Source organism: Streptomyces sp. DSM 40868, assembly GCF_011820545.1.
GTDB classification, from domain to species: Bacteria; Actinomycetota; Actinomycetes; order Streptomycetales; family Streptomycetaceae; genus Streptomyces; species Streptomyces eurythermus.
The window spans coordinates 4,778,799-4,804,825 of record NZ_CP050504.1; the positions used below are offsets into that span (position 1 = coordinate 4,778,799).

The following is a 26,027-nucleotide window of genomic DNA, read 5'->3' on the forward strand; positions in this document are numbered from 1 at the left end:
TTCCGGCGACATAAACCCGCAATGCGTCAACCGCCCCCAGATCCACACGTGTGGGTGACGAAGCGTGCCCGGAACGTGACGTAACGTCGCAGCGTGATCGAACCGCACGCCCCCGCGCCCCCAGGCGCCCCGCCCTCCTGGACGAGCCCCGCACGGCTGCCCGTCCGGCCCGGCACCGGGCGGTTCCTGGTCCTCGCGTGCGTCTTCGTCTGCGCGGCCTGCGGACTCGTGTACGAACTCGAACTCGTCGCGTTCGCCTCGTACTTGATGGGCGACTCGGTCACCCAGGCGTCCGTGGTGCTGTCCGTGATGGTGTTCGCCATGGGTATCGGCTCCCTCGGCGCCAAGCGGCTGCGCCACCACGCGGCGGCCGGCTTCGTCGCGGTGGAGGCGGCCCTCGCCCTGGTCGGCGGATGCAGCGCCATGGCGCTGTACGCCGTGTTCGCCTGGACCGCCGGCTGGGGCGGGCTCTGGGCCGCCGGACCGCGCTGCCTGCTCGTCGCCTTCTCCCTGGCCATCGGCCTGCTCATCGGCGCCGAGGTGCCGCTGCTGATGGAGCTGATCCAGCGCATCCGGCGGCAGGACGCGGGCGGCGCGGTGGCCGACCTGTTCGCCGCGGACTACGTCGGCGCCCTGGTCGGCGGCCTCGCCTTTCCCTTCCTGCTCCTGCCGTTCCTCGGCCAGCTGACCGGCGCGCTGCTGACCGGCACGGTCAACGTGGTCGCGGGCGGCGCCCTGGTCCTCGGCCTGTTCCGGCGCGACCTCGGCCGCCGCGCCCGCCGGCTGCTGCTGCTCACCGGCCTCGCCGTCCTCGGCGTCCTCGCCTGCGCCGCCGCCCTCGCGGGCGACTTCGAGCGGGCCGCCCGGCACGCCGTGTACGGCGGGGACGTCCGGGTGGCCGTGCGGACCGGTGTGCAGGAGATCGTCCTGGCCGGCGGCACCCACGGCCGGCCCCTCGACCTCTTCCTGGACGGCCGGCTCCGCGTCGGCGGCCGCGACGAGCGCCGCTACCACGAGGCCCTGGTCCACCCGGCGCTGACCGGCCCGCACGCGCGCGTGCTGATCCTCGGCGGCGGCGACGGACTGGCCGCCCGCGAGGTGCTGCGCCACCGCGACGTGCACCGCCTCGACCTCGTCGAACTGGACCCGGGCCTGGTGGAGCTGGCCCGCCGCGACCCCGGCCTCGCCGCCCTCAACGCGCACGCCCTCGCCGACCCGCGCGTCCACGTCACCACCGCCGACGCGCTCGCCTGGCTGCGGGGGGCGCGCGGCCGGGCGTACGACGTCGTGATCGCCGACCTGCCCGATCCCGGCATCACCGCCAGCGCCAAGCTGTACTCCCAGGAGTTCTACGGCCTGGCCCGCCGGGTGCTGGCCCCGCACGGCCGCCTGGTGGTGCACGCCGGTCCCGTCGCCGCCCGGCCGCGCGCCTACTGGACCGTCGCCGCGTCCCTCCGTGCGGCCGGCTTCGCCGTCTCCCCGTACCGGGTGCCGGGCCACGACAGCGGCTTCGCGGCCGGCCCCGACCGCTCGCCGGGCGCCACCCGGGCCCCGCACGACAGCGGCTTCGCGGCCGGCCCCGACCGCTCGCCGGGCGCCACCCGGGCCCCGCACGACTGGGGCTTCCTGCTGGCGGCCCCGGGCCCCGCCCCGCCGCCCCTGCGGCTGGGCACCTGGCGGCCGGACACGCTGACCCAGGCGCGGCTGACGGCGGACGCGCGCGCCGCCGACCGCACCCGGATCGACGGGCTGCCGGCATCCACGCTGGTGCGACCCCGTTACTGAGACGCCCTGCCAGGAGGGCGGTGGGCGCGTGGGCCAACGGGGGGCCGGACGCGGAGCGGTCAGCATGCCCGGGTGAGTTCCGGCCGCGAGTGGGTAGGCTCCCGGACCATGGAGCACCAGGTCTTCGTCCAGGCTTCCACCGACCGGCTCGGCGCCGCCCTGGCCGACCCCGCTCGCGTCGCCCGCGCCGTCCCCGGGCTGACCCAGGACGCCGGTGCCGAACCGCTCACCGGCCGGCTGAAACTCCGCGTCGGCGGGCACTCCGTGACCTACCGGGGCACGGCCCGGGTGACCCCGCGCGCCGACGGCACGTACGGTGTCGAGGCCGACGCCGCCGAGGCCCGCGGCACCGGCTCGGTCAAGCTGTCCCTGACCCTGCGCCTCACGCCCGCCGAGGACGGCTGCACGGTCACGGCCGAGGGCACGGCGACCGCGACCGGCCGGATCACGGAACTCCCGGCGGAGACGGTGACGTCGGCGACGACGAGGCTGCTGAGCCGGTTCCTGGAGTCGCTGGCGACGGACGAGGAGCCGGCGGGGGAGGAGTCGGCGGCGGACGACGAGCCGGTGCCGGACGAGTCCGCGGTGGCGGGCGAACCCCGTCCCTCCGTCTTCGACACCGAGGTCCCGCCGCCCTCCCTGGACCGCGACGCGGACGACGCGGACGACGAGGACGACGCGGACGACGAGGACGACGCGGACGACGACACCGCAGAGGCCGAGGGCACCGAAGACACCGGCCCCGTCCACCCCGAGGTGCTCGCCGAGGACTTCGCCGACACCGGGGAGCCGCCCGCCGAGGCCGCGCACGCGCGGCGGACGATGATCGGGCGCAGCGCCGAGGAGGTCGACCACGCCCCGCCGCGCGGCCGGTACGCCCCCGTGCCCGCCCCCCAGACCGTCGTCGGCAACCCGGCCCTGCGCTGGGCGGCGCCCGCCGCGGCCCTCGCGCTGGCCTCGGCGATCGTGGTCACCCGCGCCCTGCGCAGACGACGCTGACCGGCGCCCGCACACCCGCCGCGCACCCCAGTAGTGTCGTCCCGTGAGCAACGAAGACATCACGCTGACCGCAGGCGAAGCGGAAGTGCGCGTCAGCCCCGCGAACGGCGGCCGGATCAGCGGGCTCAAGGTCGGCTCCCTGGAGCTGCTGCGGCAGGGCCCGCGCTACGGCTGCTTCCCGATGGTGCCCTGGTGCGGCCGGATCCGCGACGGCCGCTTCCTGGACGGCGGCACCGTCCGCCGGATGCCGCTCAACTCCCCGCCGCACGCCATCCACGGCACCGCGCGCGACGGCGCCTGGCGCACCGCGCGCGTCTCGGCGGACGAGGCGGTGATCACGTACGAGCTGACCGACCCCTGGCCGCACCCCGGGCGCGTCACCCAGGTCGTCGCGCTCACCGAGGACGGCCTGACCCTGACCATGTCCGTGGAGGCGTACGACGACTCCTTCCCGGCGCAGCTCGGCTGGCACCCGTGGTTCAACCGGAACCTCGACGGCGCGGACGTACGGCTGGACTTCGCGCCCGCCTGGCAGGAGGAGCGCGGCGCCGACCACCTGCCCACCGGCAACCGGACCGACCCCCGGCCCGGCCCCTGGGACGACTGCTTCGGCATGCCCGGCGGGGTCGACGTCACCCTCACCTGGCCGGACCGGCTGGAGCTGAAGGTGGCCTCCCGCGAGGAGTGGGTGGTGGTCTACGACGAGCAGGCCGAGGCCGTCTGCGTGGAACCGCAGACCGGCCCGCCCAACGGTCTGAACACCCTTCCGCGCCTGGTCACCCCGCTGGAGCCGCTGGAGGCGAGTACGACCTGGAGCTGGCGCCGGCTCTAAGCTGGTCGGCATGACGGACGACGTGCGCGGCGCGCTGCTGCAGCAGATCAAGGACAAGGCCGTGGTACACGGCAAGGTGACCCTCTCCTCCGGTCTGGAGGCCGACTACTACGTCGACCTGCGCCGCATCACCCTCGACGGCGAGGCCGCCCCGCTGGTCGGCCAGGTGCTGCTGGACCTGACCGCGGACCTGGAGTTCGACGCGGTCGGCGGGCTCACCATGGGCGCCGACCCGGTGGCCGCCGCCATGCTGCACGCCGCCGCCGCGCGCGGCCGTCGCCTGGACGCGTTCGTGGTCCGCAAGGCGGCGAAGGCGCACGGGCTCCAGCGGCGCGTCGAGGGTCCGGACATCGCGGGCCGCCGGGTCCTGGTGGTCGAGGACACCTCCACCACCGGCGGTTCCCCGCTGACCGCCGTCGAGGCCGTGCGGGAGGCCGGCGCGGAGGTCGTCGCCGTCGCGACGATCGTGGACCGGGCGACGGGAGCCGCAGAGAAGATCGAAGCGGGCGCTGGTGTTCCCTACCGCTTCGCCTTCTCGAAGGACGAACTGGGGCTGGACTGACGATCCGGACGTTCCGGTCTTGACCGGCGCCTGGACCATGGGGTCATGTCTGGGAAGATGGGGCCGACGATGATGTCGCCCCCCAGGTCTAGGTCAGGGCCGTAACGCAGAACCCCTACCCGCAACACAAGGAGCGGACAGATGCCCATCGCAACCCCCGAGGTCTACAACGAGATGCTCGACCGGGCGAAGGCAGGCAAGTTCGCCTACCCGGCCATCAACGTGACCTCCACGCAGACCCTGAACGCGGCGCTGCGCGGCTTCGCGGAGGCCGAGAGCGACGGCATCGTCCAGATCTCGACCGGCGGCGCGGAGTTCCTCGGCGGCCAGTACAGCAAGGACATGGTGACCGGCGCGGTCGCGCTCGCCGAGTTCGCGCACGTCATCGCCGAGAAGTACCCGGTCAACATCGCCCTGCACACGGACCACTGCCCGAAGGACAAGCTCGACGGGTACGTGCGTCCGCTGATCGCGCTGTCCAAGAAGCGCGTCGACGCCGGTCTCACCCCGCTGTTCCAGTCGCACATGTGGGACGGCTCCGCCGAGACCCTCGCCGACAACCTGGAGATCGCGCAGGAGCTGCTGGAGCAGGCCCGCGCCGCCAAGATCATCCTCGAGGTGGAGATCACCCCCACCGGCGGTGAGGAGGACGGCGTCACCCACGAGATCAACGACGAGCTGTACACCACCGTCGACGACGCCATCCGCACCGCCGAGGCCCTCGGCCTGGGCGAGAAGGGCCGCTACCTGCTGGCCGCGTCCTTCGGCAACGTGCACGGCGTGTACAAGCCGGGCAACGTCGTGCTGCGTCCCGAGCTGCTGAAGGAGCTGAACGAGGGCGTCGCCGCCCGGTTCGGCAAGGAGTCCCCGTTCGACTTCGTCTTCCACGGCGGCTCCGGCTCCACCGAGCAGGAGATCCTGACCGCGCTGGAGAACGGTGTCGTGAAGATGAACATCGACACGGACACCCAGTACGCCTTCACCCGCCCGGTCGCCGCCCACATGTTCCAGAACTACGACGGCGTCCTGAAGGTCGACGGCGAGGTCGGCAACAAGAAGGCCTACGACCCGCGTACCTGGGGCAAGCTGGCCGAGGCGAGCATGGCCGCGCGTGTCGTGCAGGCCACGCAGCACCTGCGCTCGGCGGGCAACAAGATCAAGTAAGCGGTGTCCCACGGTGGGCCCGGCGGCTGTCCCTGCCGCCGGGCCCGCTGTATACCTGGGGCATGCCCGACGTCCGGCTGGCCTCGCCCCGGGGCAGGTGGCTGCTGTTCACCACCGTCCTCGGCTCCGCCATGGCGATGCTCGACTCCACCGTCGTCAACGTCGCCCTGCCGCGCATCGGCCGCGACCTGGACACGGGCCTCGCCGCCCTCCAGTGGACCGTCAACGCCTACCTGGTCACACTGGCCGGCCTGATCCTGCTCGGCGGCTCGCTCGGGGACCGGTACGGCCGCCGCCGCGTCTTCGTCCTCGGCGTGGTGTGGTTCGCCCTCGCCTCCCTGCTGTGCGGCCTGGCCCCGACACCCGGGGTGCTCATCGCCGCGCGGGCCCTGCAAGGCGTCGGCGGCGCCCTGCTCACGCCCGGCTCGCTCGCGCTCATCCAGGCCTCCTTCCACCCCGACGACCGGGGCCGGGCGGTCGGCCTGTGGTCCGGGTTCGGCGGGATCGGCGCGGCCGTCGGCCCGTTCCTCGGCGGCTGGCTGGTGGCCGGGCCCGGCTGGCGCTGGGTGTTCCTGCTCAATGTGCCGCTGGCGGCGCTGTGCGTGCCGGTCGCGCTGCGGCACGTCCCGGAGTCCTCCGGCGGCCCCGCCCGCGGCCGCTTCGACGTCCTCGGCGCCACCCTGGGCGCGCTGGCCCTCGCCCTGCTGACGTACGCGCTGATCGAGGCGCCGTCGGGTTCCCCGGCGGTGCTCCCGGCCGCGGCGGCGGGCCTCGCGGTGGCGGTCGCCTTCGGGTACGTCGAGCGCCGCCGCCCCGACCCGATGCTCCCGCCGGACATCTTCGCCTCCCGCCAGTTCACGGCGGTCAACCTGGTCACCCTGTGCGTGTACGCGGCCTTCGGCGGCTTCTTCTTCCTCGTCGCGCTCCAGCTCCAGGTGGTGGTCGGCTACTCGCCGCTCGCCGCCGGTACGGCCCTGCTGCCCACCACGGCCCTGATGCTGCTGTTCTCCTCCCGCTCCGGCGCCCTGGCCGACCGTACGGGCCCGCGCCTGCCGCTGACCGTGGGTCCGCTGCTGTGCACGGCGGCGCTGCTGCTGATGCCACGGGTGGGCGAGGGGGCCGACTACGCGACCGACGTGCTGCCCCCGCTGCTGGTGCTGGGCGCCGGCATGGTCACCCTGGTCGCGCCCCTGACCGCCACGGTGCTCGCCTCCGTCGACACCGCCCGGTCGGGCCTGGCCAGCGGTGTCAACAACGCGGCGGCCCGCGCGGCCGGGCTGGTGGCGGTGGCGGCGCTGCCGCTGGTGGCGGGGATGGGGCCGGAGACGTACCGGGTGCCCGCGGCGTTCGACGCGGCCTTCGACCGGGCGATGCTCCTCTGCGCGGGGACGCTGGTGCTGGGCGCGGTCCTGGCCTTCACCCTGGTCCGCCGCCCGGTCCCGGACTGCCCCCACCCGGAATGCCGGACCCACGGCAATGTGACGGCTCCGCCGTTGGAGGGGGGTCGGCGGGAGGGGTAGGCCGGGAGGGGCAGACCGGGAGGCGTGGGGACGGTCGGGAGGGGCAGACCGGGAGGTGCGGGGACGGTCGGGACAGGTAGGCCGGGAGTGTGGGGTCGGCCGCTTCCCGTACCCCCCTGCCGCCCACCCCCCGTACGCCCCCGTGCGACACACTGAACCCATGACGATTCACCAGAACCTTCTCGGCGGACCGCCCCCGACCCACCTCCCCGACGACCCGGAGCCCCGCGAGGCCCTCGCCGCCGGTACCGCGCCGGCGGAGGTCGCCGCCCAGCACCCCACCTCGTCCCTCGCCTGGGCCCAGCTGGCCGACGACGCGTTCGAGCGGGGCTCGGTCGTGGAGTCGTACGCCTACGCCCGTACCGGCTACCACCGCGGCCTGGACGCCCTGCGCCGCAACGGCTGGAAGGGCCACGGCCCGGTCCCGTGGGAGCACGAGCCGAACCGCGGCTTCCTGCGCGCGCTGCACGCCCTCGCCCGCGCCGCCCAGGCGATCGGCGAGCAGGAGGAGTACGAGCGCTGCTCCCAGTTCCTGAAGGACTCCTCGCCCACGGCGGCCCAGACCCTGGGCTGACCGGCGCGGCGCGCGTCACCGGTGTGGCCCGTCTGGCGGCAGGCGGGCCTTGCCGTCCTCCGGGGCATTGCGGAGGATGGCGGGGTGGGGACCGGGGCCCCCGTGCCGGCATCGGCAGGGGCGGACCGCTACCCGGAGTAACACAGGAGACAGCGATGTCCCAACAGGCTCACCACCCTCACCAGGCCGCTGAGCCCGAGACCCCGAACCTGGATTTCGCGGGGACGACGCCGTACGAGGACTACGTCAAGGCCGACGTCCTCACCCACCTCCAGCACACCCTCTCCGACGACCCCGGCGAAATGGTCTTCCTGGTGACCACCCAGGTCATGGAGCTGTGGTTCACCGTGATCGTGCACGAGTGGGAGACGGCCGCCCATGCGCTCCGTTCGGACGACGTACCGACCGCGCTCGCCGCGCTGAAACGTTCCGTGCGGGAGCTGGAGGCCCTGAACGCCTCCTGGAAGCCGCTCGGCCAGCTGACCCCGGCGCAGTTCAACGCCTACCGCGGCGCGCTCGGCGAGGGCTCCGGCTTCCAGTCGGCGATGTACCGGCGCCTGGAGTTCCTGCTCGGCGAGAAGTCCGCCTCCATGCTCGTACCGCACCAGGGCGTCCCGCGCGTCCACGCGGAACTGGAGAAGGCCCTGCACGAGCCCAGCCTGTACGACGAGGCGCTACGGCTCCTCGCGCGCCGCGGCCACCCGATCCCGGACTCCGTGCTGCACCGGGACGTCTCCGCCCGGTACGAGCCCTCGGACGCCGTGGAGGCCGCCTGGACCGCGGTCTACGCGGGCGACGAGAGCGACGAACTCGCCCGGCTCGGCGAGGCGTTGACCGACGTGGCCGAGCTGGTGTGGCGCTGGCGCAACGACCACCTGGTGGCCACCCGGCGCGCGATGGGCGCCAAGCCCGGCACGGGCGGCTCCGCCGGAGTGGCCTGGCTGGAGAAGCGCGCCCGCAAGAACGTGTTCCCCGAGCTGTGGACGGCGAGGTCCCATGTCTGAGTTGACCCTGCACGCGGAGAAGCTGGACGCGGAGGACGAACTCGCTTCCCTGCGCGACCGGTTCGTCCTCGACGACGCCGTCTACCTGGACGGCAACTCCCTGGGCGCCCTGCCCGCGCACGTCCCCGGCCGGCTGGCCGACGTCGTCCGCCGCGAGTGGGGCGAACTGCGCATCCGCTCCTGGGAGGAGAGCGGCTGGTGGACGGCGCCCGAGCGGGTCGGCGACCGGATCGCCCCGCTGGTGGGCGCGGCGCCCGGCCAGATCGTCGTGGGCGACTCGACCAGCGTCAACGTCTTCAAGGCGCTGGTCGCGGCGGTCCGCATGGCGGGCGACGACCGTGACGAACTCCTCGTGGACGCCACGACGTTCCCCACGGACGGCTACATCGCCGCCTCGGCGGCCCGGCTGACCGGCCGCACCCTGCGCCCGGTCACCCCGGCCGAGGTGCCCGGCGCGCTGTCCCGCCGTACGGCCGCGGTACTGCTCAACCACGTCGACTACCGCACCGGCCGGCTGCACGACCTGCCGGCGCTCACCGCCGCGGCCCACGCCTCAGGCGCCCTCGCGATGTGGGACCTGTGCCACAGCGCGGGCGCGCTTCCGGTGGGCCTGGACGAGCACGGCGTGGACCTCGCGGTCGGCTGCACCTACAAGTACCTGAACGGAGGCCCGGGTTCACCGGCGTACCTGTATGTCCGCGAGGAGTTGCAGGACCGCTTCGACTCCCCGCTGCCCGGCTGGAACTCCCACGCCGAGCCGTTCGGGATGAGCCCCGACTACGCCCCGGCGCCGGGCGCCGTGCGGGGGCGGGTCGGCACGCCGGACATCCTGTCCCTGCTGGCGCTGGAGGCCGCGCTCGACGTGTGGGACGGGGTGTCCGTCACCGCCGTGCGCGCCAAGTCCCTGGCGCTGACGGACTTCTTCCTGCGGTGCGTGGCCGCGTACACCGAGCCCGGCCGGGTGGAGTGCGTGACTCCGGAGCGGCACGCGGAGCGGGGCAGCCAGATCGCCCTGCGCTGCCCGGACGCGGGCCAGGTGATGAAGCGCCTGATCGCCCGGGGCGTCGTGGGCGACTTCCGGCACCCGGACATCCTCCGCTTCGGCTTCACCCCGCTGTATGTGGGCTTCCGCGATGTGGAGCGGGCGGCGCGGGTGCTGGGGGAGGAGTTGGTTTAGGGGGTGCCGAGGGGGGCGGGGTGACAGGTCCGGGGTCCCGGGTGCGGGGCGCGAGCCGGTTCCCCCGCTTCCCTCCCGGCGTGCGTGAAATGCCCGTGTCCCCGCACGTCACCGGCCTGATACCGTCCCGGCCAACGGCCGTTTCCCACCTGGTCCGCCACCCCGTTCCGTAGCTGAGAGGTTGGAGCATGCCGGACGACGCCGCAGCAGCCCGCGCCGCCGCCGAAGAGGAGTCGGCCTTCTCGCACCCGCAGGTCGATCCCGACATCACCGCCGCGTACGGCGACCACCCCGACCAGGTGATCGACTTCTACGTCCCCCGTCCCGGCCAGGCCGCCGCCCCCACAGCCCTCGCCCCGCTGGTCGTCGTCCTGCACGGCGGCGCGTGGCGAGCGCGCTACGACCGTCGTCATGTCACGCCGTTCGCGGCCTACTTGGCGCGCAGGGGGTTCGTGGTGGCCAATGTGGAGTACCGCAGGGGCGGCGAGGAAGGCGGGGGTGGTGCCGGCGGAGAGGGCGGTGTCGGCGGTGCGGGCGGTGCCGGTGGTGAGGGGAGTGTGCCTCCCGCCGGCCGCTGGCCCGACACGTTCGACGATGTCGCGGCGGCCCTGGACGCCCTGCCCGCGCTGGCCGGCGAGGTGGTTCCGCAGGCGGACGCCGGACGTACGGTGCTGACCGGGCACTCGGCGGGCGGCCACCTGGCGCTGTGGGCGGCGGCCCGGCATGTGCTCCCGGCGGACGCGCCGTGGCGTACCGACGGTCCGGCACCGCTGCGCGGTGTCGTCGCGCTCGCGCCGATCGCTGACTTCGAGGTGGCGGAGAAGCTGGAGGTCTGCGACCACGCGACGCGACAACTCCTGGGCGGGCAGGCGGTGTTCGCGGAACGCTCCCGGTATGCGGATCCGGCGCGGCTGCTGCCGACGGGTATCGCCACGACGCTGGTGCAGGGGCGGGCCGATGTCACGGTGCCGCATCAGGTGGCCGAGTCGTACGCGGAGGCGGCGGCGAAGGCGGGGGAGATGGTCGGGCTGACGCTGCTGGAGGACGTGGGCCACTTTCCGCTGATCGACCCGGCGGCGGACGCCTGCGCGGTGGTGGCGGAGGAGATCGCCCAACTGGCCTGGTGATACCCGTAGTACCTGAGAGCTACGCCCCACAACAGCTCCCTGGCGGGACGCCGGCGACACCCCCCGATCCGTAATTTCCTTCCCAGTCAAGCCCGATCGCCGGGCGACCGGAAAGGAAGCCGCCATGGGGACCGGCCCGCGACCCACTACACCTCAGCAGCAGCCGACGCTGACAGGGCCCGACGGGGGCGTTCCGTGCCTGTCACGGATCCCCGCCCGCCAGGCGCGAGCGGAGGGTAAGCCCGTGACGTCGCCGCAGACGCCGGTGGTGGGGCCGCGCAGAGGCGTTCCGCGCTTGGTGAGGATCGCCGCAGGGTCGGTGCGGACGGAGGGCAAGCCCGCGAGATTGCCGCAGACGCCGGTGGTGGTGGGGGCCTACGGGGGCGTTCTGCATCCGGTGGCGGTCCCCACAGGGTTGGCGCGACCGGAAGGCAATCCCGCGGCGGTTCTGCGGTTGCTGATGGCGGAGGTTGGCCACGGGGGCGACCCGCGCCTGACGCCGATTGACGCACGGCCGGTCCGATCGGAGGGCAATCCCGCGACGCACCCGCAGTCGCCGACGGCGAACGCCCCCCACGGGGGCCACCCGCACCCGACGACGAAACCCGCACGGGTGGTGCGGGTGGGAAACACCCCCACAACGCACCCGCACCGGAACCCGCACAGCAATCCCCACCCCTATCCCCTCCTCCTCCTCCGCCGCCTCCTGCTCCCCACCCTCCTGACCGCCGCCATAGTCCTCCCCCTCATAGGCGCGGCCCGCCCCACCATCCCCGCCCCACCCCCCGCGACCCTCACCACCCCCCTCACCCCCGCGACCCTCCCCGCCGCCTACGAAGCGAACCGGAAGAACGCCATCGAAGCCGCCCGCATGGCCGCCGCCCACGGCGACACCCACCGCGCCGAGGCCGACCGCGCCCTCGCCGCCCCCTCCCGCCACCTCCTCGCCTTCGACGGCCGGGGAAGCGGCCAAGCCACGGAGGTCATAGGGGACTTGGCCCACGCCCGGCACATCGCCGTACTGGTCCCCGGCTCGGACACCACCCTCGACACCTACCCCCGCTTCCACCGCGCCGCCGCGTCCCTGTACACGGCCCTCACCCACCACCCCGCCGAAAGCCGTACGGCCGGAAACACCGTCGCCGTCATAGCCTGGCTCGGCTACGAGACCCCGGCCACGGTCAGCACCACCGTCACCACGACCACCCGCGCCGACGAGGCCGCCCCACGCCTCCGCGCCTTCGCCCGCGACCTGCGCACCACGGCACCCGCCGGCGCCCACCTCACCCTCATCTGCCACTCCTACGGTTCCGTGGTCTGCGGCCGGGCCGCCCCCGGCCTCGCCGCGGACGACATCGCCCTGATCGGCAGCCCCGGCACCGGCGCCGACTCGGCCACCACCCTGCACACCCGTGCCCGCGTCTGGGCGGCCCGCGGCGCCGCCGACTGGGTGGCGCACGTCCCGCACGTCCGGGCCGGCCTGTTCGGCACCGGCGCCACCGTCGGCTTCGGCACCGACCCCGTCTCCGCCGCCTTCGGCGCCCGGGTCTTCGACGCGGCCGGTGCCGACCACAGCGGCTACTTCACCCCGGGCTCGGCCTCTCTCGCCAATCTGGCCCGGATCACCCTCGGCGAGACCTCGGAGGTGACCCGTGCCTGAGCAGGCCCCCCGGGCCCACGCCCCCCGCCACCCCTTGCACGCCCTCCGCCTGGGCGCCCGGCGTCTGGACGCCGCCACCCCCGCTTCCCGGGACCGCGCGGTCGACGCGCTGCGGGCCCTCGCGATACTCGGTGTCGTCCTCGGCCACTGGCTGGTGACCGCCCTGGTCGCACAGGACGGCGCCCTGCACACCGAGAGCCCGCTGGGCCACCAGTCCTGGCTGACCCCGGTCTCCTGGCTGTTCCAGACCCTGGCCGTGTTCTTCCTGGTCGGCGGCCATGTGGCGACCCGCAGCCTGGCGACCGCCCAGACCCGGGGCGACTCCTACGGCCACTGGCTGCGCGCCCGCATGGCCCGGCTGCTCCGCCCGGTCACCGCCCTGCTGGCCCTGTGGACGGTGACCGCCGCCGCCCTGCTGCTCGGCGGCACGCCCCTGGCCACCGTCCACAGCCTGGTGAAACTCGCGCTGTCCCCGCTGTGGTTCCTGCTGGTGTTCGCCGCGCTGACGGCCGCCACCCCGCTCGTCGCCCGGCTCAACCCCCTCTGGCCGCTCGCCGTGGTCCTGCACGTGGACCTGCTCCGGTTCGGTCTGCACGTCGGCCCGTCCTGGCTCGGCTGGACCAACCTGGCCGCCGGCTGGCTGGTGCCCTACACCCTGGGCGCGGCCTGGGCCCGGGGCGAGTTGCGCAGCCGCCGGTCGGCCCGGGCCCTGCTGTTCGGCGGTACGGCGGCCACGGTGCTCCTCGTCGGCTGCGCGGGCTACCCGGCGTCCATGGTCGGCGTCCCCGGCGCCGCGGTCTCCAATCTCAACCCGCCGACCCTGGCGGCCGTCACCTTCGGCCTGGCCCAGTGCGGTCTGGCGCTGTCGTTGCGCGACCGGCTGCGCCGGGCGGCGGCGCGCCCCCTGGTCTGGGCGGCGGTGGCCCTGGTCAACCTCTCGGCGATGACGGTCTTCCTGTGGCACCAGACGGCGATGATGGCCGCCACCGCCACCGGACTCGTGGCCGGCCGTCTGCCCGGCCTGCACACCGCGCCCGACTCCCTGCTCTGGGTGGCGTACCGGCTGGCCTGGCTGCCCGTGTTCGCCGTGGCGCTGGCCCTGTGCCTGGCGGCCTTCCGCCACCGAGAACGGGGTCCACGCCGCACGCGCCGCGGTTCGTCCCGGGTGGTCCACCGCCATCTGCCGCCGAGCAAGTCCCCGCGCCATGCCTAAGGTTGACCCCGTGCAGCCCGAGGACCCGACCACCACCCGCGCCGAGGGCCCTCGTACCCCGCCCCGTACCACCGCCCGCCTGCGGGTCTGGCTGGGCGAGGCCCCCGTCCGTCACTCGCCCCCGTACTCCCGGTACCGCTGGGCCCGTCTGCTCACCTACTTCCTGCTCGGCTGGATCGCGCTGATCATCGCCGTGGGCGGCGGTGCAGAGGTCTCCGAGTCCTACGGCATCGCCTTCCCCGTCGCCCTCGCCACCACCGCCCTCCAGGCCGTCGCCCTCCTCCTGGCCGGCTGGCGCCCCGTCCCCGCCTGGGCGTTGTCGCTGACCGCCGCCACCGTCACCGCCCTGCTGGCCCGCCCTCACCTGGCCGTCCTCCCGCCCGACGGTCCCGGCCCCAACTGGCCCTGGACCACGCCCACGCTGATCGCGCACATAGCGGTCTTGCTGCTGCTCGCCCTGCGGGTCCGGCTGGGCGGCGTGGTGGCCGCGCTCGCCGTGACCACGGCGGTGACCTGGGGTGTCCAGGGCGGCCTGGCGGCGGGCCACTACTCCGGCACCGGCACGCTGACGGTGGCCCTGTGCACCGTCATGGCCGTCACCGGCGCCGCCCTGCGCAGCCGCCAGGAGGCCCGTAGCGAGCTGGTCCAGCAGACGACGATCACCGTCGAGGAGCGGGCCCGCCGCACCCTGCTGGAGGAGCGCAGCCGGATCGCCCGGGAGCTGCACGACGTGGTCGCCCACCACATGTCGGTGATCTCCATCCAGGCCCAGGTCGCCCCGCACCTGGTGGAGAACCCCTCCCCGGAGCTGCTGGAGAACCTCTCCGGCATCCGCGCCAACGCGCTGGAGGCGCTGACCGAGCTGCGCCGGGTGCTCGGGGTGCTGCGGTCCGAGCACCCGGAGAACCCCGAGGACCCCTACGGCCTGGGCGCCCCCGGCTCCGGAGCGGCCCCGGACGCCCCCCAGCCCACGCTGGACCGGCTCGGCGCGCTGATCGAGAATACCCGTGCGGCGGGACTGGACGTGACCGCCGAGGTCACGGGCGGGATACGGCCCTACGCACCGGGCGTGGAGCTGTCGGCGTACCGGATCGTGCAGGAGGCGCTGAGCAACGCCCTGCGGCACGCGCCCGGGTCCCGGGTGCGGGTCGAGGTCGGGCATCTCCCGGACGGTCTGCGGCTGAGGGTGGACAACTCCCCGCCGCGGCACCCCGTACCGCCGTCCCCGGGCGCCGGTCACGGGCTGCTCGGCATGCGCGAGCGCGTGGCCATGCTCGGCGGCCGTCTCGTGGCGGGCGGCACCGAGGGCGGCGGCTTCAGCGTCACGGCCTTCCTCCCCGGGGACGTCCCGGACCCGCCCGACCAGCGCCCGACAGGAGAACAGACCCCATGACGAGTGGTACCGGCAGCATCCGTGTCCTGATCGCCGACGACCAGCAGATGGTCCGGCAGGGCTTCACCGTGCTGCTGAACGCCCAGAGCGACATCGAGGTGATCGGGCAGGCGGTGGACGGCCGGGACGCGATCGCCCGGACCGCCGAACTGGCCCCGGACGTGGTGCTGATGGACATCCGGATGCCGGAACTGGGCGGCATCGAGGCGACCCGCCGCATCACCGAGGACCACCCCGCCGTGAGGGTGCTGGTGCTGACGACGTTCGACCTGGACGAGTACGTGTACGACGCGCTGCGGGCGGGCGCCTCCGGCTTCCTGCTCAAGGACGCCTCCGCGGACCAGCTGGCCGAGGCGGTCCGGGTCGTGGCCGCGGGCGACGCCCTGCTGGCCCCCGGCATCACCCGGCGGCTCATCGCGGAGTTCTCCCGCCTGGACGGCGGCGGCCGGGCCCCGCTCAGACGGCGCGCCGGCGAGCTGACCGAGCGGGAGACGGAGGTGCTGGCGCTGATCGCGCGGGGCCTGTCGAACGCGGAGATCGCCGAGCGGCTGGTCGTGGCCGAGCAGACCGTGAAGACGCATGTGGGCCGGATCCTGGTGAAGCTGGGCCTGCGCGACCGTACGCAGGCCGCGGTCTACGCCTACGAGTCCGGAGTGGTCCGCCCCGGCGCCCGCTGACGGCGGGCCGGGCCCGGGCGGAGGCCGGCCACGTGGGCCGGGCCGGGCTAGCGTCCGTCCATGGCAGCTGCTGCGGACCACATCTTCGACCCCTGGGACCCGGCGTTCGTCGCCGACCCCTACCCGGCCTACGCCGAGCTGCGCGCCCGCGGCCGGGTGATCCGGTACGAACCGAGCGACCAGTGGCTGGTGCCGCACCATGCGGACGTCTCGGCGCTGCTGCGGGACCGCCGGCTCGGCCGGACCTATCTGCACCGGTTCACGCACGAGGAGTTCGGCCGTACCCCGCCGCCGCCCGAGCACGAGCCCTTCCACACCCTCAACGACCACGGAATGCTGGACCTGGAGCCGCCGGACCACACCCGGATCCGGCGCCTGGTGGCGAAGGCGTTCACCCCGCGCACGGTGGAGCGGCTGGTGCCGTATGTGCGGGGGCTGGCCGAGGAGCTGGTGGACACCCTGGTCGGCGACGGCGGCGGCGATCTGCTGACGGACCTGGCCGAACCGCTGCCGGTCGCGGTGATCGCCGAGCTGCTCGGCATCCCCGAGGCGGACCGGCCGCTGCTGCGGCCCTGGTCGGCGGACATCTGCGGGATGTACGAGCTGAACCCGTCCGAGGAGACGGCGGCCCGGGCGGTGCGGGCGTCGGTGGAGTTCTCCGGCTACCTCCGGGAGCTGATCGCGGCCCGCCGCGCCGAGCCCGGCGAGGACCTGGTCTCCGCCCTGATCGCGGCCCACGATGAGGGCGACCGCCTCACCGGGCAGGAACTGGTCTCCACGGTGGTGCTGCTCCTCAACGCCGGCCACGAGGCCACCGTCAACGCCACGGTGAACGGCTGGTACGCCCTGTTCCGCCACCCAGGGCAGCTCGCGGCCCTGCGCGCCGACCACTCCCTGGTGCCGTCCGCGACCGAGGAGCTGCTGCGCTACGACACCCCGCTCCAGCTCTTCGAACGCTGGGTGCTGGACGACATCGAGATCGGCGGCACCACGATCCCGAGGGGCGCCGAGGTCGCCCTGCTCTTCGGCTCCGCCAACCACGACCCGGCCGTCTTCGCCGACCCCGGCCGCCTGGACCTCGCCCGCGCGGAGAACCCGCACATCTCCTTCGGCGCCGGCATCCACTACTGCGTCGGCGCGCCCCTGGCCCGTATCGAGCTGGCCGCCTCCCTGACGGCCCTGCTGGAGCGGGCGCCCACGCTCACCCTCGCGGCCGAGCCGGAACGCCGCCCGAACTTCGTGATGAGGGGACTGCGGGGGCTGCGCGTGGAGCTGCGCTGAGCCGGGCGAGCCGTCCCCCGCGGGATTCAGTGGCCGGCGGGCAGGACGAGGCCCCAGGCGCCCTCCACCACCCGCCAGGTCCGCCGGCGCACCGGCCCGGACACCGCCGCGTCCGCGCGGTAGCGGAACTCCGCCCCGGTGACCGTCACCGTGTGCCCGGAGGCCAGCAGCGGGGTCGCCTCCGCGCCCACCGACAGCGGCCGGACCTCCACCGAGGCCACCCCGGCCGCGCCCGGCGTCACCGACACCGCCTCCACCGGCTGGTCCGTGTCGACCACCGGCCGTCCGTCGACCTCCACCCGCAGCCGGGCCGCGTGCGGGGCGGGCACGGCGGACAGCCGGGCCGGGCGGGCGGCGAGCGTGCGGACCAGCGAGCGGTACCAGGGCCGGCCCGAGGAGAGCGGCACCGGGGAGGCGGCGCCCGCCCGCACCGGCACCGGCGGGATGCGCAGCGCGCCCAGGACCACGCCGTCCCCGTCGTCGACCAGCAGGTCCAGCCGCCGCTCCACGCCGTCCAGGACCGCCCGTGCCGCCGCCACCGCGCCGCCGGGCACCCCGAGCGACTCGGCGAGCGCCGTGTCCCCGACCGGCACCACGGACAGCGCGCATCCGCCCAGCTCACCCCGCCGGTGCAGCAGGGTGACGGCCCGGGTCAGCGCCCGGCCGTCCCCCACCACGACCGGCCGCCGCGACCCCCTGCGGGCCAGGGCGCGGGCGAATTCCTCCGGGCCGTCCGGCAGGCACAGCTTGGCCGGCGCACCCGCGCTGAGCACGTCTTTCGCGATCCGTACGGACTCCCCGTCCGCCTGTCGTGCCGCCGGATCGATGATCACCAGCAGCTGATCGGACGTCGCGGAAGTCGCCACCTCGGTCCTGCCTCGCTTCCTCGGGTAGCATCTTTGTGCAAGAGCCCCTTGCGCTATTGCGCCAGGGGCTTCGTCTATTCCGGGGCATCCGGTCCGACGGTTGTGCGACCAACGACGGTCGCGGTGGTACGCGGCGGTGAACGTTACGCCCATGCCCCCGACCTTGGACATGCCCCGCCCGGAAGGGGTGTACGCGCGTGCCCGCACTTGTGCTGCTCGGTGCTCAGTGGGGTGACGAAGGCAAGGGAAAGGCGACGGATCTCCTCGGTGGTTCCGTCGATTACGTGGTGCGTTACCAGGGTGGCAACAACGCCGGCCACACGGTCGTCGTGGGCGACCAGAAGTACGCACTGCACCTCCTCCCTTCCGGAATCCTGTCGCCCGGCTGTACGCCGGTCATCGGCAACGGTGTCGTCGTCGACCCGTCGGTCCTGCTCTCCGAGCTGAGCGGTCTGAACGAGCGTGGCGTCGACACGTCCAAGCTCCTGATCAGCGGTAACGCGCACATCATCACGCCGTACAACGTGACCGTCGACAAGGTGACGGAACGCTTCCTCGGCAAGCGCAAGATCGGTACGACCGGCCGCGGCATCGGCCCGACCTACGCCGACAAGATCAACCGCGTGGGCATCCGGGTCCAGGACCTGTACGACGAGTCGATCCTCCAGCAGAAGGTGGAGGCGGCCCTCGACGTCAAGAACCAGATCCTGACGAAGCTGTACAACCGGCGCGCGATCGCCGCGGACCAGGTGGTCGAGGAGCTGCTGGGCTACGCCGAGCAGATCCGGCCGTACGTCGCCGACACGGTGCTGATCCTGAACCAGGCCCTGGAGGACGACAAGGTCGTGCTCTTCGAGGGCGGCCAGGGCACGCTGCTGGACATCGACCACGGCACGTACCCCTTCGTCACCTCCTCGAACCCGACCGCGGGCGGCGCCTGCACGGGCGCGGGCGTGGGCCCGACGAAGATCAGCCGGGTGATCGGCATCCTGAAGGCCTACACGACCCGTGTCGGCGCGGGCCCGTTCCCGACGGAGCTGTTCGACGAGGACGGCGAGGCGCTGCGCCGCATCGGCGGCGAGCGGGGCGTCACCACCGGCCGGGACCGCCGCTGCGGCTGGTTCGACGCGGTCATCGCCCGCTACGCCACCCGCGTCAACGGCCTGACCGACTTCTTCCTCACCAAGCTGGACGTGCTCACCGGCTGGGAGCAGATCCCGGTCTGCGTCGCCTACGAGATCGACGGCAAGCGGGTCGAGGAGCTGCCCTACTCCCAGACCGACTTCCACCACGCGAAGCCCGTCTACGAGATGCTGCCGGGCTGGTCCGAGGACATCAGCAAGGCCAAGACCTTCTCCGACCTGCCGAAGAACGCCCAGGCGTACGTCAAGGCACTGGAGGAGATGTCGGGCGCCCCGATCTCCGCGATCGGCGTGGGCCCGGGCCGCGACGAGACGATCGAGATCAACTCGTTCCTGTAGAACGAGCCCCCCCTCAGGGGACGCCCTGCCGGTCCGGCCGGCAGGGTGTCTTTCTTTTCCGGGCTCTTCCCTGCGGCTCAGCTGAACACGATCATCGAGCCCTGCGCCAGGGAGCGGGTCGCCGCTGTGTGGAGGCCCAGCCAGACGTGGCGTTCGCGGGCGAAGGGGCTGGGGTCGTAGGGGGCCGGGACCGCCGGTTCCTCCAGTTCCGTGGGGGCCGGGGGCGGGGCGGGGGCGGCCGGGGGGTTGGCCGGGTCGATGCCGATCACGGGGGCCACGTACTGGAGTTCCCGCAGCAGGGTCTGGGAGGAACCCAAGGGGCCGCCACCCGCGAGGAGTTCGTCGTTGGAGAGCGGGTGCGGGAAGTCCACGGGGACGTAGGCGCCCGCGTGGTCGTAGTGCCAGACCAGGTGTGACTGCTGGGCCGTCGACTCGAACATCTCCAGCAACTGCTCGTAGTCGCCGCCCAGTTCGTCCACCGGCGTCACCGGCAGGCCGCAGACCTGGAGCAGGTAGGCCCGGCGCAGGAAGTGCAGGGCGTCGTAGTCGAAACCGGCGACCGGGGCGACGTCGCCGGACAGGCCGGGCATGTACTGGTACACCGGCACCGGCGGCAGACCGGCCTCGGCCAGCGCCTTGTCGTACTGCGCGAGTTCCTCGGCGAAGGGGTTGTCCGGGGTGTGGCACAACACGTCCACGAGTGGTACCAGCCACAGGTCACAGGCCAAAGAGGGCTCCTCGCATCGGCGGGCGCGCCGTCACGCGCGGCGGCGGGTGGTCAGGGAAGGGTAGTCGCTGAGGCCCGGGGACGCTCCCCCGTGGGGCCCGTATCGGTCGTCTACCCGCCCGCCAGGTGTTCCAGCAGTGCCAGCGAGTGCGCGCTCGCGTCGGCGACGATCGCGCGGGCCGTCTCCGCCTCGCGCCGGGCCAGCGCGTCGACCAGTTCGGTGTGCCGGTCCCAGAGCCGGCCGCGCAGCTCGGGCAGGCGCAGCAGGTACTGCACCGCGCACACCCAGGACTGCACGCGCAGCCGGTGCAGGAAGTCCCCGAGGTAGGGATTGCCGAACAGGGCGCTCAACTCGCGCCAGAAGCGCAGGTCGTAGCCGATGAGAACGGTCAGGTCGCCCGCCGTGGCCGCCCGCTGGGCCTCCTCGCCGCGGCGCCGCACGGTGGCCAGGGCCGCGCCCGTGCGGGGGTCCTCCGGCGGGGTGCGGAAGGCGGGGTGGTCCGCGGTGAGCGCCCGGAACATGCCGTCGGTGACCAGGCCGCGGGCCTCGACCATGTGCCGGTAGTCGCCGACCGAGTACTCGGGCACCCGGAAGCCGCGGTGCTGGTCGGCCTCCAGGATGCCCTGCGCGGACAGGTCGACCAGCGCCTCGCGGACCGGTGTCGCGGAGACGCCGTACTGGTCGGCTATCTCCTTGACGGTGAACGCCCGGCCCGGGCGCAGCCGTCCCGCCAGCACCTCGTCACGGAGCGCGTCCGCGATCTGCTGGCGCAGGGTGCTGCGCGTCACGGGGCCGTTGCCGGGCATGCTCCGTGCCTCTCCTCACACGTCCGGATGCGGTGCTCGTACGGACCCGCGAAAGCCGCGGGTCCCTCTTCCTTACGAGCACGTCACCTTACGCGTTCGAACAGGTGTCGCGGCAGTTGTGATCACACGGTGTGTTCGTCGGCGGCGGTCAGCGCGGCGTCGAGCGCGGCCAGCCCCTCCTTCAGTTCGGCCTCGGTCGCGGTGCACGGCGGGGCGATGTGGGTGCGGTTCATGTTCACGAACGGCCACAGGCCGTGCCGCTTGGCGGCGGCGGTGAAGGCGGCCATGGGGGCGTTCGCCTCGCCGGTCGCGTTGTACGGCACCAGCGGCTCGCGGGTCTCCCGGCTGCGCACCAGCTCCAGCGCCCAGAACATGCCCACGCCGCGCACCTCGCCGACGCTCGGGTGGCGGGCGGCCAGCTCGGCGAGGCCGGGGCCGACGACGCTCTCGCCGAGCCGCTTGGCGTTCTCCACGATGCCCTCCTCCGCCATCACGCCGATCGTGGCGACGGCGGCGGCGCAGGCCAGCGGGTGACCGGAGTAGGTGAGGCCGCCGGGGTAGGGGCGCTTGCCGAAGGTCGCGGCGATCTCCTGGGAGATGGCGACACCGCCGAGGGGCACGTAACCGGAGTTCACCCCCTTGGCGAAGGTCATCAGGTCGGGGACGACACCGAACAGGTCGGCCGCGAACCACTCGCCGGTCCGGCCGAAGCCGGCCATGACCTCGTCCAGGATGAAGACGATCCCGTACTTGTCGCACAGCTCGCGCACGCCGGCCAGGTAGCCGGGCGGCGGCACCATGATCCCGGCGGTGCCCGGGATGGTCTCCAGGATGATCGCGGCGATGGTCCCCGGGCCCTCGAAGGCGATCGTCGTCTCCAGGTGCTCCAGCGCCCGGGCGCACTCCTGCTCCTCGGTCTCGGCGTAGAAGCGGGAGCGGTAGAGGAACGGCGCCCAGAACCGGGCGACCCCGTTCGAGCCGCTGTCGTTCGCCCAGCGGCGCGGGTCACCGGTGATGTTCACCGCCTGCTGGGTGCCGCCGTGGTACGAGCGGTACGCCGAGAGCACCTTCGGGCGGCCGGTGTGCAGCCGGGCCATGCGCACCGCGTGCTCCACGGCGTCCGCGCCGCCGTTGGTGAAGAAGATCTTGTCCAGGTCGCCGGGGGTCCGCTCGGCGATCAGCCGGGCCGCCTCCGAGCGGGCCTCGACGGCGAACGCGGGCGCGAACGTGGTCAGCTTCGCGGCCTGCTCCTGGATCGCCGCGACGACCTTGGGGTGCTGGTAGCCGATGTTGGTGAAGACGAGCCCGCTGGTGAAGTCCAGGTAGCGCGTGCCGTCGTAGTCCCAGAAGTACGACCCCTCGGCGCCGGCGACGGCGAGCGGGTCGATGAGGTCCTGCGCGGACCAGGAGTGGAAGACGTGCGCGCGGTCGGCGGCCTTCACTGCGGCGCCGGCTTCGGGGCTGGGCTGAGGGGTCATGCCGGTGAGCGTAAATGTCCGCGATGCGGAAGGCATATCGGCGTCTTGTTCCGTGGACGGGGGGAATCCGCGACAGGTTGTCGACGGGCGGGGGTCGAGGGAGCGGATGGCGTGTTTCCGGTGGCGTCCGGTGTGGCCGGTTTCCGGTGCCGCCGGCCCCTGTTACGGAACCGTGGAATCCGTACCGGACCCGGTGCCGTACCGGCGCACTATTGTCGGGGCGTTGCAGACCTATGGGGGGAAGGCGGCGCGGGGATGGAGAAGCTGGGGCCGGGGGATCCGCCGGCGATCGGGGCCTACCGGCTGCTGGCACGGCTCGGCGCGGGCGGCATGGGGCAGGTGTACCTGGCCCGGTCGGACCGGGGCCGGACCGTCGCCGTGAAGCTGGTCCGCGCGGAACTGGCCGAGCGGGAGGAATTCCGGGCGCGGTTCCGGCAGGAGGTGCACGCCGCGCGCCGGGTCGGCGGGTACTGGACCGCGCCGGTGCTGGACGCGGACACCGAGGCAGCGGTGCCGTGGGTGGCGACCGGGTACGTGGCCGGGCCGAGCCTGCAACAGGTCGTCGGGCACGACCACGGGGCGCTGCCCGAGCGGTCGGTACGGATCCTGGCGGCGGGGCTCGCGCAGGCGCTGGCGGACATCCACGCGGCCGGGCTCGTGCACCGCGATCTCAAGCCGTCCAACGTGCTGGTCACCATCGACGGGCCGCGCGTGATCGACTTCGGGATCGCGCGGGCGCTGGAGACGGCGGCGCCGGGCGAGGAGGGCCTCACCCGCACCGGGGCGCTGGTCGGCTCGCCCGGCTTCATGGCGCCCGAGCAGGTGCGCGGGGACCGGATCACGCCCGCGTGCGACGTGTTCTGCCTCGGCTCGGTGCTCGCCTTCGCGGCCACCGGGTCGCTGCCCTTCGGGACCGCCGACAGCGGGGTCCACGCGCTGATGTTCCGCATCGCCCAGGAGGAGCCGGACCTGAGCGGGGTGCCGGAGGGGATCGCCGACCTCGTACGGGACTGCCTGCGCAAGGACCCGGCGAGCCGCCCCTCGCCGGCGGAGATCCTGGAGCGCACCGGGATGGAGGACACGGTGACCGGGGGCCGCTCCCGCGACCCCTGGCTGCCCAGCGCCCTGGTGGCCCAGCTCGGCCGGCACGCCGTACGGCTGCTGGAGGCGGAGCATCCGGAGGACGGCGGGGGAGCGCCGACGGCGGGGACGGCCGCGCACGCGAACGGAACCGGGACGCCGGCGGACGCCGACGCGCTCGGCGGAGCGGCTACGTCCCACGGGTCGTCCGGTGCCTCACAGGAGTCCGGGGCGCACGGGTCCTATGGGGCTCACGGCGCCGGTGTCTCACGCGAGTCCGTCGCGCCCCACGGGGCCGGTGTCTCCTTCATGGCGGCCAACGGGTCCCCCGAGCACGCCCCTGTCTCCGACGGCGGAGCCCCCGCGCCCGTCGACCACCTGCCCGGCGCCCTGTCTCCGCACGTTCCGCCGCCGCCCGCCGCACCCCCGGCACCGCACGGCTTCGGCCCGGCGTACGGCACCCCGCCACCGGAGCCGTATCCGGGGTCGTACCCGCAGCCACAGCCGCACCCCACCGGCTACGGCTATCCGCAGCAGACCGGCGCCGGCACCGGCGCCTGGGGCGGGGTGCGGCAGCCGTACGGTCCGTATGCCGGCGGACCCGGGGCCACACCGCCGTACGGTCCCCCGGACCCCGGCGGGCCGGAGGAGCCGGAGCGGCGCAGCGGCCGGTCCACCGCGCTGCTCGTCGTCATCGCGCTGGTCGTGGCGGTGGGCGCGGGCGGCTCGGTGTACGCGCTGATGAAGAACGGCAGTACCGGGGAGAGGGCCGGCGGCACCGCCGGTACGGCCCCCGCGCACCGCTCCGCGCCCCCGGACGGCTCGGCGGCGCCCCCCACCTCCGCCGCGCCCACCCCGACCGCCTCCAAGACGTCGGCCGCCGGGGCGATACCCGACGCCTACCTGGGCACCTGGCGTGCCGCCATCAGCAGCGAGAGCGGCACGGGCACCCGCGAACTGACCATCCGGCAGGGCGAGGTGGGGGACACCGTGCTGACCCTGGTCGCGGACGGGCCGACCGAGGGCGGCGGGTCGTACCACTGTGTCTTCGAGGCCGAGCTGACCGGAGCACCCGGCGGGGACGGGCCGCTGGAGATCGGGCCGTCCACCGTCACCACCGGGGAACCGGCCTCCTCCTGCACCCCGGGCGAGGCCACCGAGGTCACCCTGCTGCCGGACGGCAGGCTCGAGCGGACCAAGGCGAGCGGCGGGGAGAGCCTGACCTACAGCAAGGACTGACCGTCAGCGGGGTTCCGGGGGGCGCTGTCTCGGCATGTTCGGGCGGTTTCCGTTCGCCGGGGGCAGCGGGAAACGCGCCCCGCCCGCGGCGCCCGCCTCCTGCCGGGGCACCGTGGCCGACGCCGTCTGGATGCCCAGCGGGGCCGGGCCCGTGCGGAACTGCACCATCCAGTCGGTGGTCTCCGTGCGCACCAGCTCCGCGATGTCCTCGCAGAAGCGCCGCAGCACCGTCAGGCACCGTTCGGCCGCCTCGCTCGCGGTGCCCTCCGCCGGGCCCAGCACCTCCCGGACGCTCTCCGACGCCCAGTCGAACTGCAGGACCTGGAGCCGCCGCTGCACCGCCTGGGCCGTGGCCACGTCCCGCATCCAGCCGGACGTGCACCCGAAGAACCGGTCGACGCCGACGCCGGCGCCCGCGAGCAGCAGCGCCAGACAGCCCCAGGGCGCCACCCCGGCGGCCACCCCGGTGAGGTCCAGCAGCGGCAGCGCCGCCCCGGCCACCGCCCCGGCCGCCACCGTGATCCGCAGCGCGCGCGCCCCGCGCCGCTTCCAGAGCCGGTCCCGCAGATACCAGTCGGCCGTCTCCAGCCCCCGGCGCTCCACCCACCGGTACAGCTCGTCCAGCCGCTCGGCCGGTTCGCCCCAGTCCCCGAGCGGAAACGTCCGCCCGGTCAGATCGCCCGGCCGCAGCCCGGCCGCACCCTCGCCCCGCCCGTCCTGAGGCGGACCCTCGGGCTGCATCTCCGGCTGACCCACCCGGCACTCCCTACTGATCACGACCGGTCGCGTTGCGTGACATTCCATGCCGACGCGCGGCCACCTTCCTACCGCCCAACGGATGACGGAGAGGGAGGTTTCCCCGTTTTTCCGCTCGGAAGAGGGCCTTGATCAGGTATAGGACAGCCGCCTTTCTCACCCGAAAGAGTGGCAGGGCAGGGACCGCGTGGACCACGTAGGCTCATTGACGACTGAGAAAAACGTCGGAGACGACAACGAAGACGGCGAGGAGCTGATCGTGATCCCCGGTGGCCAGCCCAACATGCAGCAGTTGCTCCAGCAGGCCCAGAAGATGCAGCAGGACCTGGCGCGCGCGCAGGAGGAACTGGCGAACACCGAGGTCGACGGGCAGGCGGGCGGCGGCCTGGTGAAGGCCACCGTCACCGGCGCCGGCGAGCTGCGCGCGCTGAAGATCGACCCGAAGGCGGTGGACCCGGAGGACACCGAGACCCTCGCCGACCTGATCGTGGCGGCCGTCCAGGCGGCCAACCAGAACGCGCAGACGCTCCAGCAGCAGAAGCTCGGCCCGCTGGCCCAGGGGCTGGGCGGCGGCAGCGGCATCCCGGGCCTGCCGTTCTGACCCGCTTCCCCGCACCGCCTTCCG

The 26,027-nt window shown here is 74.0% G+C and carries 23 protein-coding genes; 18 read left to right on the forward strand and 5 right to left on the reverse strand.

Features of this window, described 5'->3' with window-relative positions; genetic code table 11:
• Window positions 1-93 precede the first annotated feature (93 nt).
• From HB370_RS21740 to HB370_RS21810, 15 genes are all read left to right on the forward strand, one after another.
• Entirely contained in the window at window positions 94-1,785 is a 1,692-nt protein-coding gene (locus HB370_RS21740) for a polyamine aminopropyltransferase (RefSeq protein ID WP_030790861.1), read from the forward strand.
• A 108-nt stretch (window positions 1,786-1,893) separates the two neighbouring features.
• Window positions 1,894-2,784 (forward strand): SRPBCC family protein, encoded by an 891-nt coding sequence (locus HB370_RS21745; RefSeq protein ID WP_030790864.1) that lies wholly within the window; start codon window positions 1,894-1,896, stop codon window positions 2,782-2,784.
• A gap of 43 nt (window positions 2,785-2,827) precedes the next feature.
• Window positions 2,828-3,616, forward strand: coding sequence for an aldose epimerase (locus HB370_RS21750; protein ID WP_030790868.1), 789 nt, complete (start codon window positions 2,828-2,830; stop codon window positions 3,614-3,616).
• Window positions 3,617-3,626: 10 nt separating this feature from the next.
• Window positions 3,627-4,178 carry an orotate phosphoribosyltransferase gene (gene pyrE / locus HB370_RS21755; RefSeq protein WP_030620592.1) on the forward strand — a complete coding sequence of 184 codons (552 nt, stop codon included), beginning with the start codon at window positions 3,627-3,629 and terminating at the stop codon, window positions 4,176-4,178.
• A 141-nt stretch (window positions 4,179-4,319) separates the two neighbouring features.
• Window positions 4,320-5,342 carry a class II fructose-bisphosphate aldolase gene (gene fbaA, locus HB370_RS21760; RefSeq protein ID WP_030790871.1) on the forward strand — a complete coding sequence of 341 codons (1,023 nt, stop codon included), beginning with the start codon at window positions 4,320-4,322 and terminating at the stop codon, window positions 5,340-5,342.
• 62 nt (window positions 5,343-5,404) lie between these two features.
• Window positions 5,405-6,862, forward strand: coding sequence for an MFS transporter (locus HB370_RS21765; protein ID WP_030790874.1), 1,458 nt, complete (start codon window positions 5,405-5,407; stop codon window positions 6,860-6,862).
• Between the two features lie 160 nt (window positions 6,863-7,022).
• Complete coding sequence (locus HB370_RS21770; RefSeq protein WP_030620585.1) at window positions 7,023-7,436, forward strand: DUF3151 domain-containing protein; 414 nt, start codon at window positions 7,023-7,025, stop codon at window positions 7,434-7,436.
• A gap of 155 nt (window positions 7,437-7,591) precedes the next feature.
• Window positions 7,592-8,440 carry a tryptophan 2,3-dioxygenase family protein gene (locus HB370_RS21775; RefSeq protein ID WP_030790877.1) on the forward strand — a complete coding sequence of 283 codons (849 nt, stop codon included), beginning with the start codon at window positions 7,592-7,594 and terminating at the stop codon, window positions 8,438-8,440.
• A complete protein-coding gene (gene kynU / locus HB370_RS21780; protein WP_030790879.1) occupies window positions 8,433-9,617 on the forward strand; it encodes a kynureninase in 1,185 nt (394 codons plus the stop codon). Before HB370_RS21775 ends, kynU begins: the two co-directional genes overlap by 8 nt.
• 188 nt (window positions 9,618-9,805) lie before the next feature.
• Window positions 9,806-10,744: an alpha/beta hydrolase gene (locus HB370_RS21785; protein ID WP_030790881.1), complete on the forward strand. Its 939-nt coding sequence runs from the start codon at window positions 9,806-9,808 to the stop codon at window positions 10,742-10,744.
• A gap of 706 nt (window positions 10,745-11,450) precedes the next feature.
• Window positions 11,451-12,404: an alpha/beta hydrolase gene (locus tag HB370_RS21790; protein WP_037702899.1), complete on the forward strand. Its 954-nt coding sequence runs from the start codon at window positions 11,451-11,453 to the stop codon at window positions 12,402-12,404.
• A complete protein-coding gene (locus HB370_RS21795) occupies window positions 12,397-13,617 on the forward strand; it encodes an acyltransferase (RefSeq protein WP_051816096.1) in 1,221 nt (406 codons plus the stop codon). Before HB370_RS21790 ends, HB370_RS21795 begins: the two co-directional genes overlap by 8 nt.
• Window positions 13,618-13,696: 79 nt before the next feature.
• Window positions 13,697-15,010, forward strand: a complete 1,314-nt coding sequence (locus tag HB370_RS21800) for a sensor histidine kinase (protein WP_037702901.1) — start codon at window positions 13,697-13,699, stop codon at window positions 15,008-15,010.
• Window positions 15,007-15,687 carry a response regulator transcription factor gene (locus HB370_RS21805; protein WP_030790893.1) on the forward strand — a complete coding sequence of 227 codons (681 nt, stop codon included), beginning with the start codon at window positions 15,007-15,009 and terminating at the stop codon, window positions 15,685-15,687. Before HB370_RS21800 ends, HB370_RS21805 begins: the two co-directional genes overlap by 4 nt.
• Before the next feature lie 60 nt (window positions 15,688-15,747).
• Window positions 15,748-16,968: a cytochrome P450 gene (locus tag HB370_RS21810; protein WP_030790895.1), complete on the forward strand. Its 1,221-nt coding sequence runs from the start codon at window positions 15,748-15,750 to the stop codon at window positions 16,966-16,968.
• Between the two features lie 26 nt (window positions 16,969-16,994).
• Here the strand turns inward: HB370_RS21810 and HB370_RS21815 are convergent, their stop codons facing one another.
• Entirely contained in the window at window positions 16,995-17,834 is an 840-nt protein-coding gene (locus tag HB370_RS21815; protein WP_030790897.1) for a hypothetical protein, read from the reverse strand.
• 197 nt (window positions 17,835-18,031) lie between these two features.
• Here HB370_RS21815 and HB370_RS21820 point away from each other — a divergent pair, with 197 nt between their 5' ends.
• On the forward strand, window positions 18,032-19,315 hold the full coding sequence (locus tag HB370_RS21820) for an adenylosuccinate synthase (protein ID WP_030790899.1): 1,284 nt from the start codon (window positions 18,032-18,034) through the stop codon (window positions 19,313-19,315).
• 77 nt (window positions 19,316-19,392) lie between these two features.
• Here the strand turns inward: HB370_RS21820 and HB370_RS21825 are convergent, their stop codons facing one another.
• The 3 genes from HB370_RS21825 to HB370_RS21835 form a co-directional block, all read right to left on the reverse strand.
• The gene (locus tag HB370_RS21825) at window positions 19,393-20,043 is read right to left on the reverse strand and encodes a hypothetical protein (RefSeq protein WP_030790901.1); all 651 of its coding nucleotides are present in this window, start codon (window positions 20,041-20,043) and stop codon (window positions 19,393-19,395) included.
• Between the two features lie 110 nt (window positions 20,044-20,153).
• A complete protein-coding gene (locus tag HB370_RS21830; RefSeq protein ID WP_030790903.1) occupies window positions 20,154-20,849 on the reverse strand; it encodes a GntR family transcriptional regulator in 696 nt (231 codons plus the stop codon).
• A 122-nt stretch (window positions 20,850-20,971) separates the two neighbouring features.
• Entirely contained in the window at window positions 20,972-22,327 is a 1,356-nt protein-coding gene (locus tag HB370_RS21835; RefSeq protein ID WP_030790905.1) for an aspartate aminotransferase family protein, read from the reverse strand.
• 255 nt (window positions 22,328-22,582) lie between these two features.
• Here HB370_RS21835 and HB370_RS21840 point away from each other — a divergent pair, with 255 nt between their 5' ends.
• The gene (locus HB370_RS21840) at window positions 22,583-24,646 is read left to right on the forward strand and encodes a serine/threonine-protein kinase (RefSeq protein ID WP_030790908.1); all 2,064 of its coding nucleotides are present in this window, start codon (window positions 22,583-22,585) and stop codon (window positions 24,644-24,646) included.
• Window positions 24,647-24,649: 3 nt separating this feature from the next.
• On the opposite strand, the gene HB370_RS21845 is transcribed toward HB370_RS21840, so the two are convergent.
• On the reverse strand, window positions 24,650-25,402 hold the full coding sequence (locus HB370_RS21845) for an SLATT domain-containing protein (protein WP_030790911.1): 753 nt from the start codon (window positions 25,400-25,402) through the stop codon (window positions 24,650-24,652).
• A gap of 259 nt (window positions 25,403-25,661) precedes the next feature.
• On the opposite strand from HB370_RS21845, the gene HB370_RS21850 reads away from it, so the two are divergent.
• The gene (locus tag HB370_RS21850; protein ID WP_030790914.1) at window positions 25,662-26,003 is read left to right on the forward strand and encodes a YbaB/EbfC family nucleoid-associated protein; all 342 of its coding nucleotides are present in this window, start codon (window positions 25,662-25,664) and stop codon (window positions 26,001-26,003) included.
• The last annotated feature ends 24 nt before the right edge of the window (window positions 26,004-26,027 follow it).

What these genes read in the sequence shown, in the direction of transcription:
- HB370_RS21745 (WP_030790864.1), top strand. Translation starts at nt 1,894, where the DNA reads ATGGAGCACCAGGTCTTCGTCCAGGCTTCCACCGACCGGCTCGGCGCC.
- pyrE (WP_030620592.1), top strand. Translation starts at nt 3,627, where the DNA reads ATGACGGACGACGTGCGCGGCGCGCTGCTGCAGCAGATCAAGGACAAG.
- fbaA (WP_030790871.1), top strand. Translation starts at nt 4,320, where the DNA reads ATGCCCATCGCAACCCCCGAGGTCTACAACGAGATGCTCGACCGGGCG.
- HB370_RS21765 (WP_030790874.1), top strand. Translation starts at nt 5,405, where the DNA reads ATGCCCGACGTCCGGCTGGCCTCGCCCCGGGGCAGGTGGCTGCTGTTC.
- HB370_RS21770 (WP_030620585.1), top strand. Translation starts at nt 7,023, where the DNA reads ATGACGATTCACCAGAACCTTCTCGGCGGACCGCCCCCGACCCACCTC.
- HB370_RS21775 (WP_030790877.1), top strand. Translation starts at nt 7,592, where the DNA reads ATGTCCCAACAGGCTCACCACCCTCACCAGGCCGCTGAGCCCGAGACC.
- kynU (WP_030790879.1), top strand. Translation starts at nt 8,433, where the DNA reads ATGTCTGAGTTGACCCTGCACGCGGAGAAGCTGGACGCGGAGGACGAA.
- HB370_RS21785 (WP_030790881.1), top strand. Translation starts at nt 9,806, where the DNA reads ATGCCGGACGACGCCGCAGCAGCCCGCGCCGCCGCCGAAGAGGAGTCG.
- HB370_RS21805 (WP_030790893.1), top strand. Translation starts at nt 15,007, where the DNA reads ATGACGAGTGGTACCGGCAGCATCCGTGTCCTGATCGCCGACGACCAG.
- HB370_RS21810 (WP_030790895.1), top strand. Translation starts at nt 15,748, where the DNA reads ATGGCAGCTGCTGCGGACCACATCTTCGACCCCTGGGACCCGGCGTTC.
- HB370_RS21830 (WP_030790903.1), bottom strand. Translation starts at nt 20,849, where the DNA reads ATGCCCGGCAACGGCCCCGTGACGCGCAGCACCCTGCGCCAGCAGATC.
- HB370_RS21835 (WP_030790905.1), bottom strand. Translation starts at nt 22,327, where the DNA reads ATGACCCCTCAGCCCAGCCCCGAAGCCGGCGCCGCAGTGAAGGCCGCC.
- HB370_RS21840 (WP_030790908.1), top strand. Translation starts at nt 22,583, where the DNA reads ATGGAGAAGCTGGGGCCGGGGGATCCGCCGGCGATCGGGGCCTACCGG.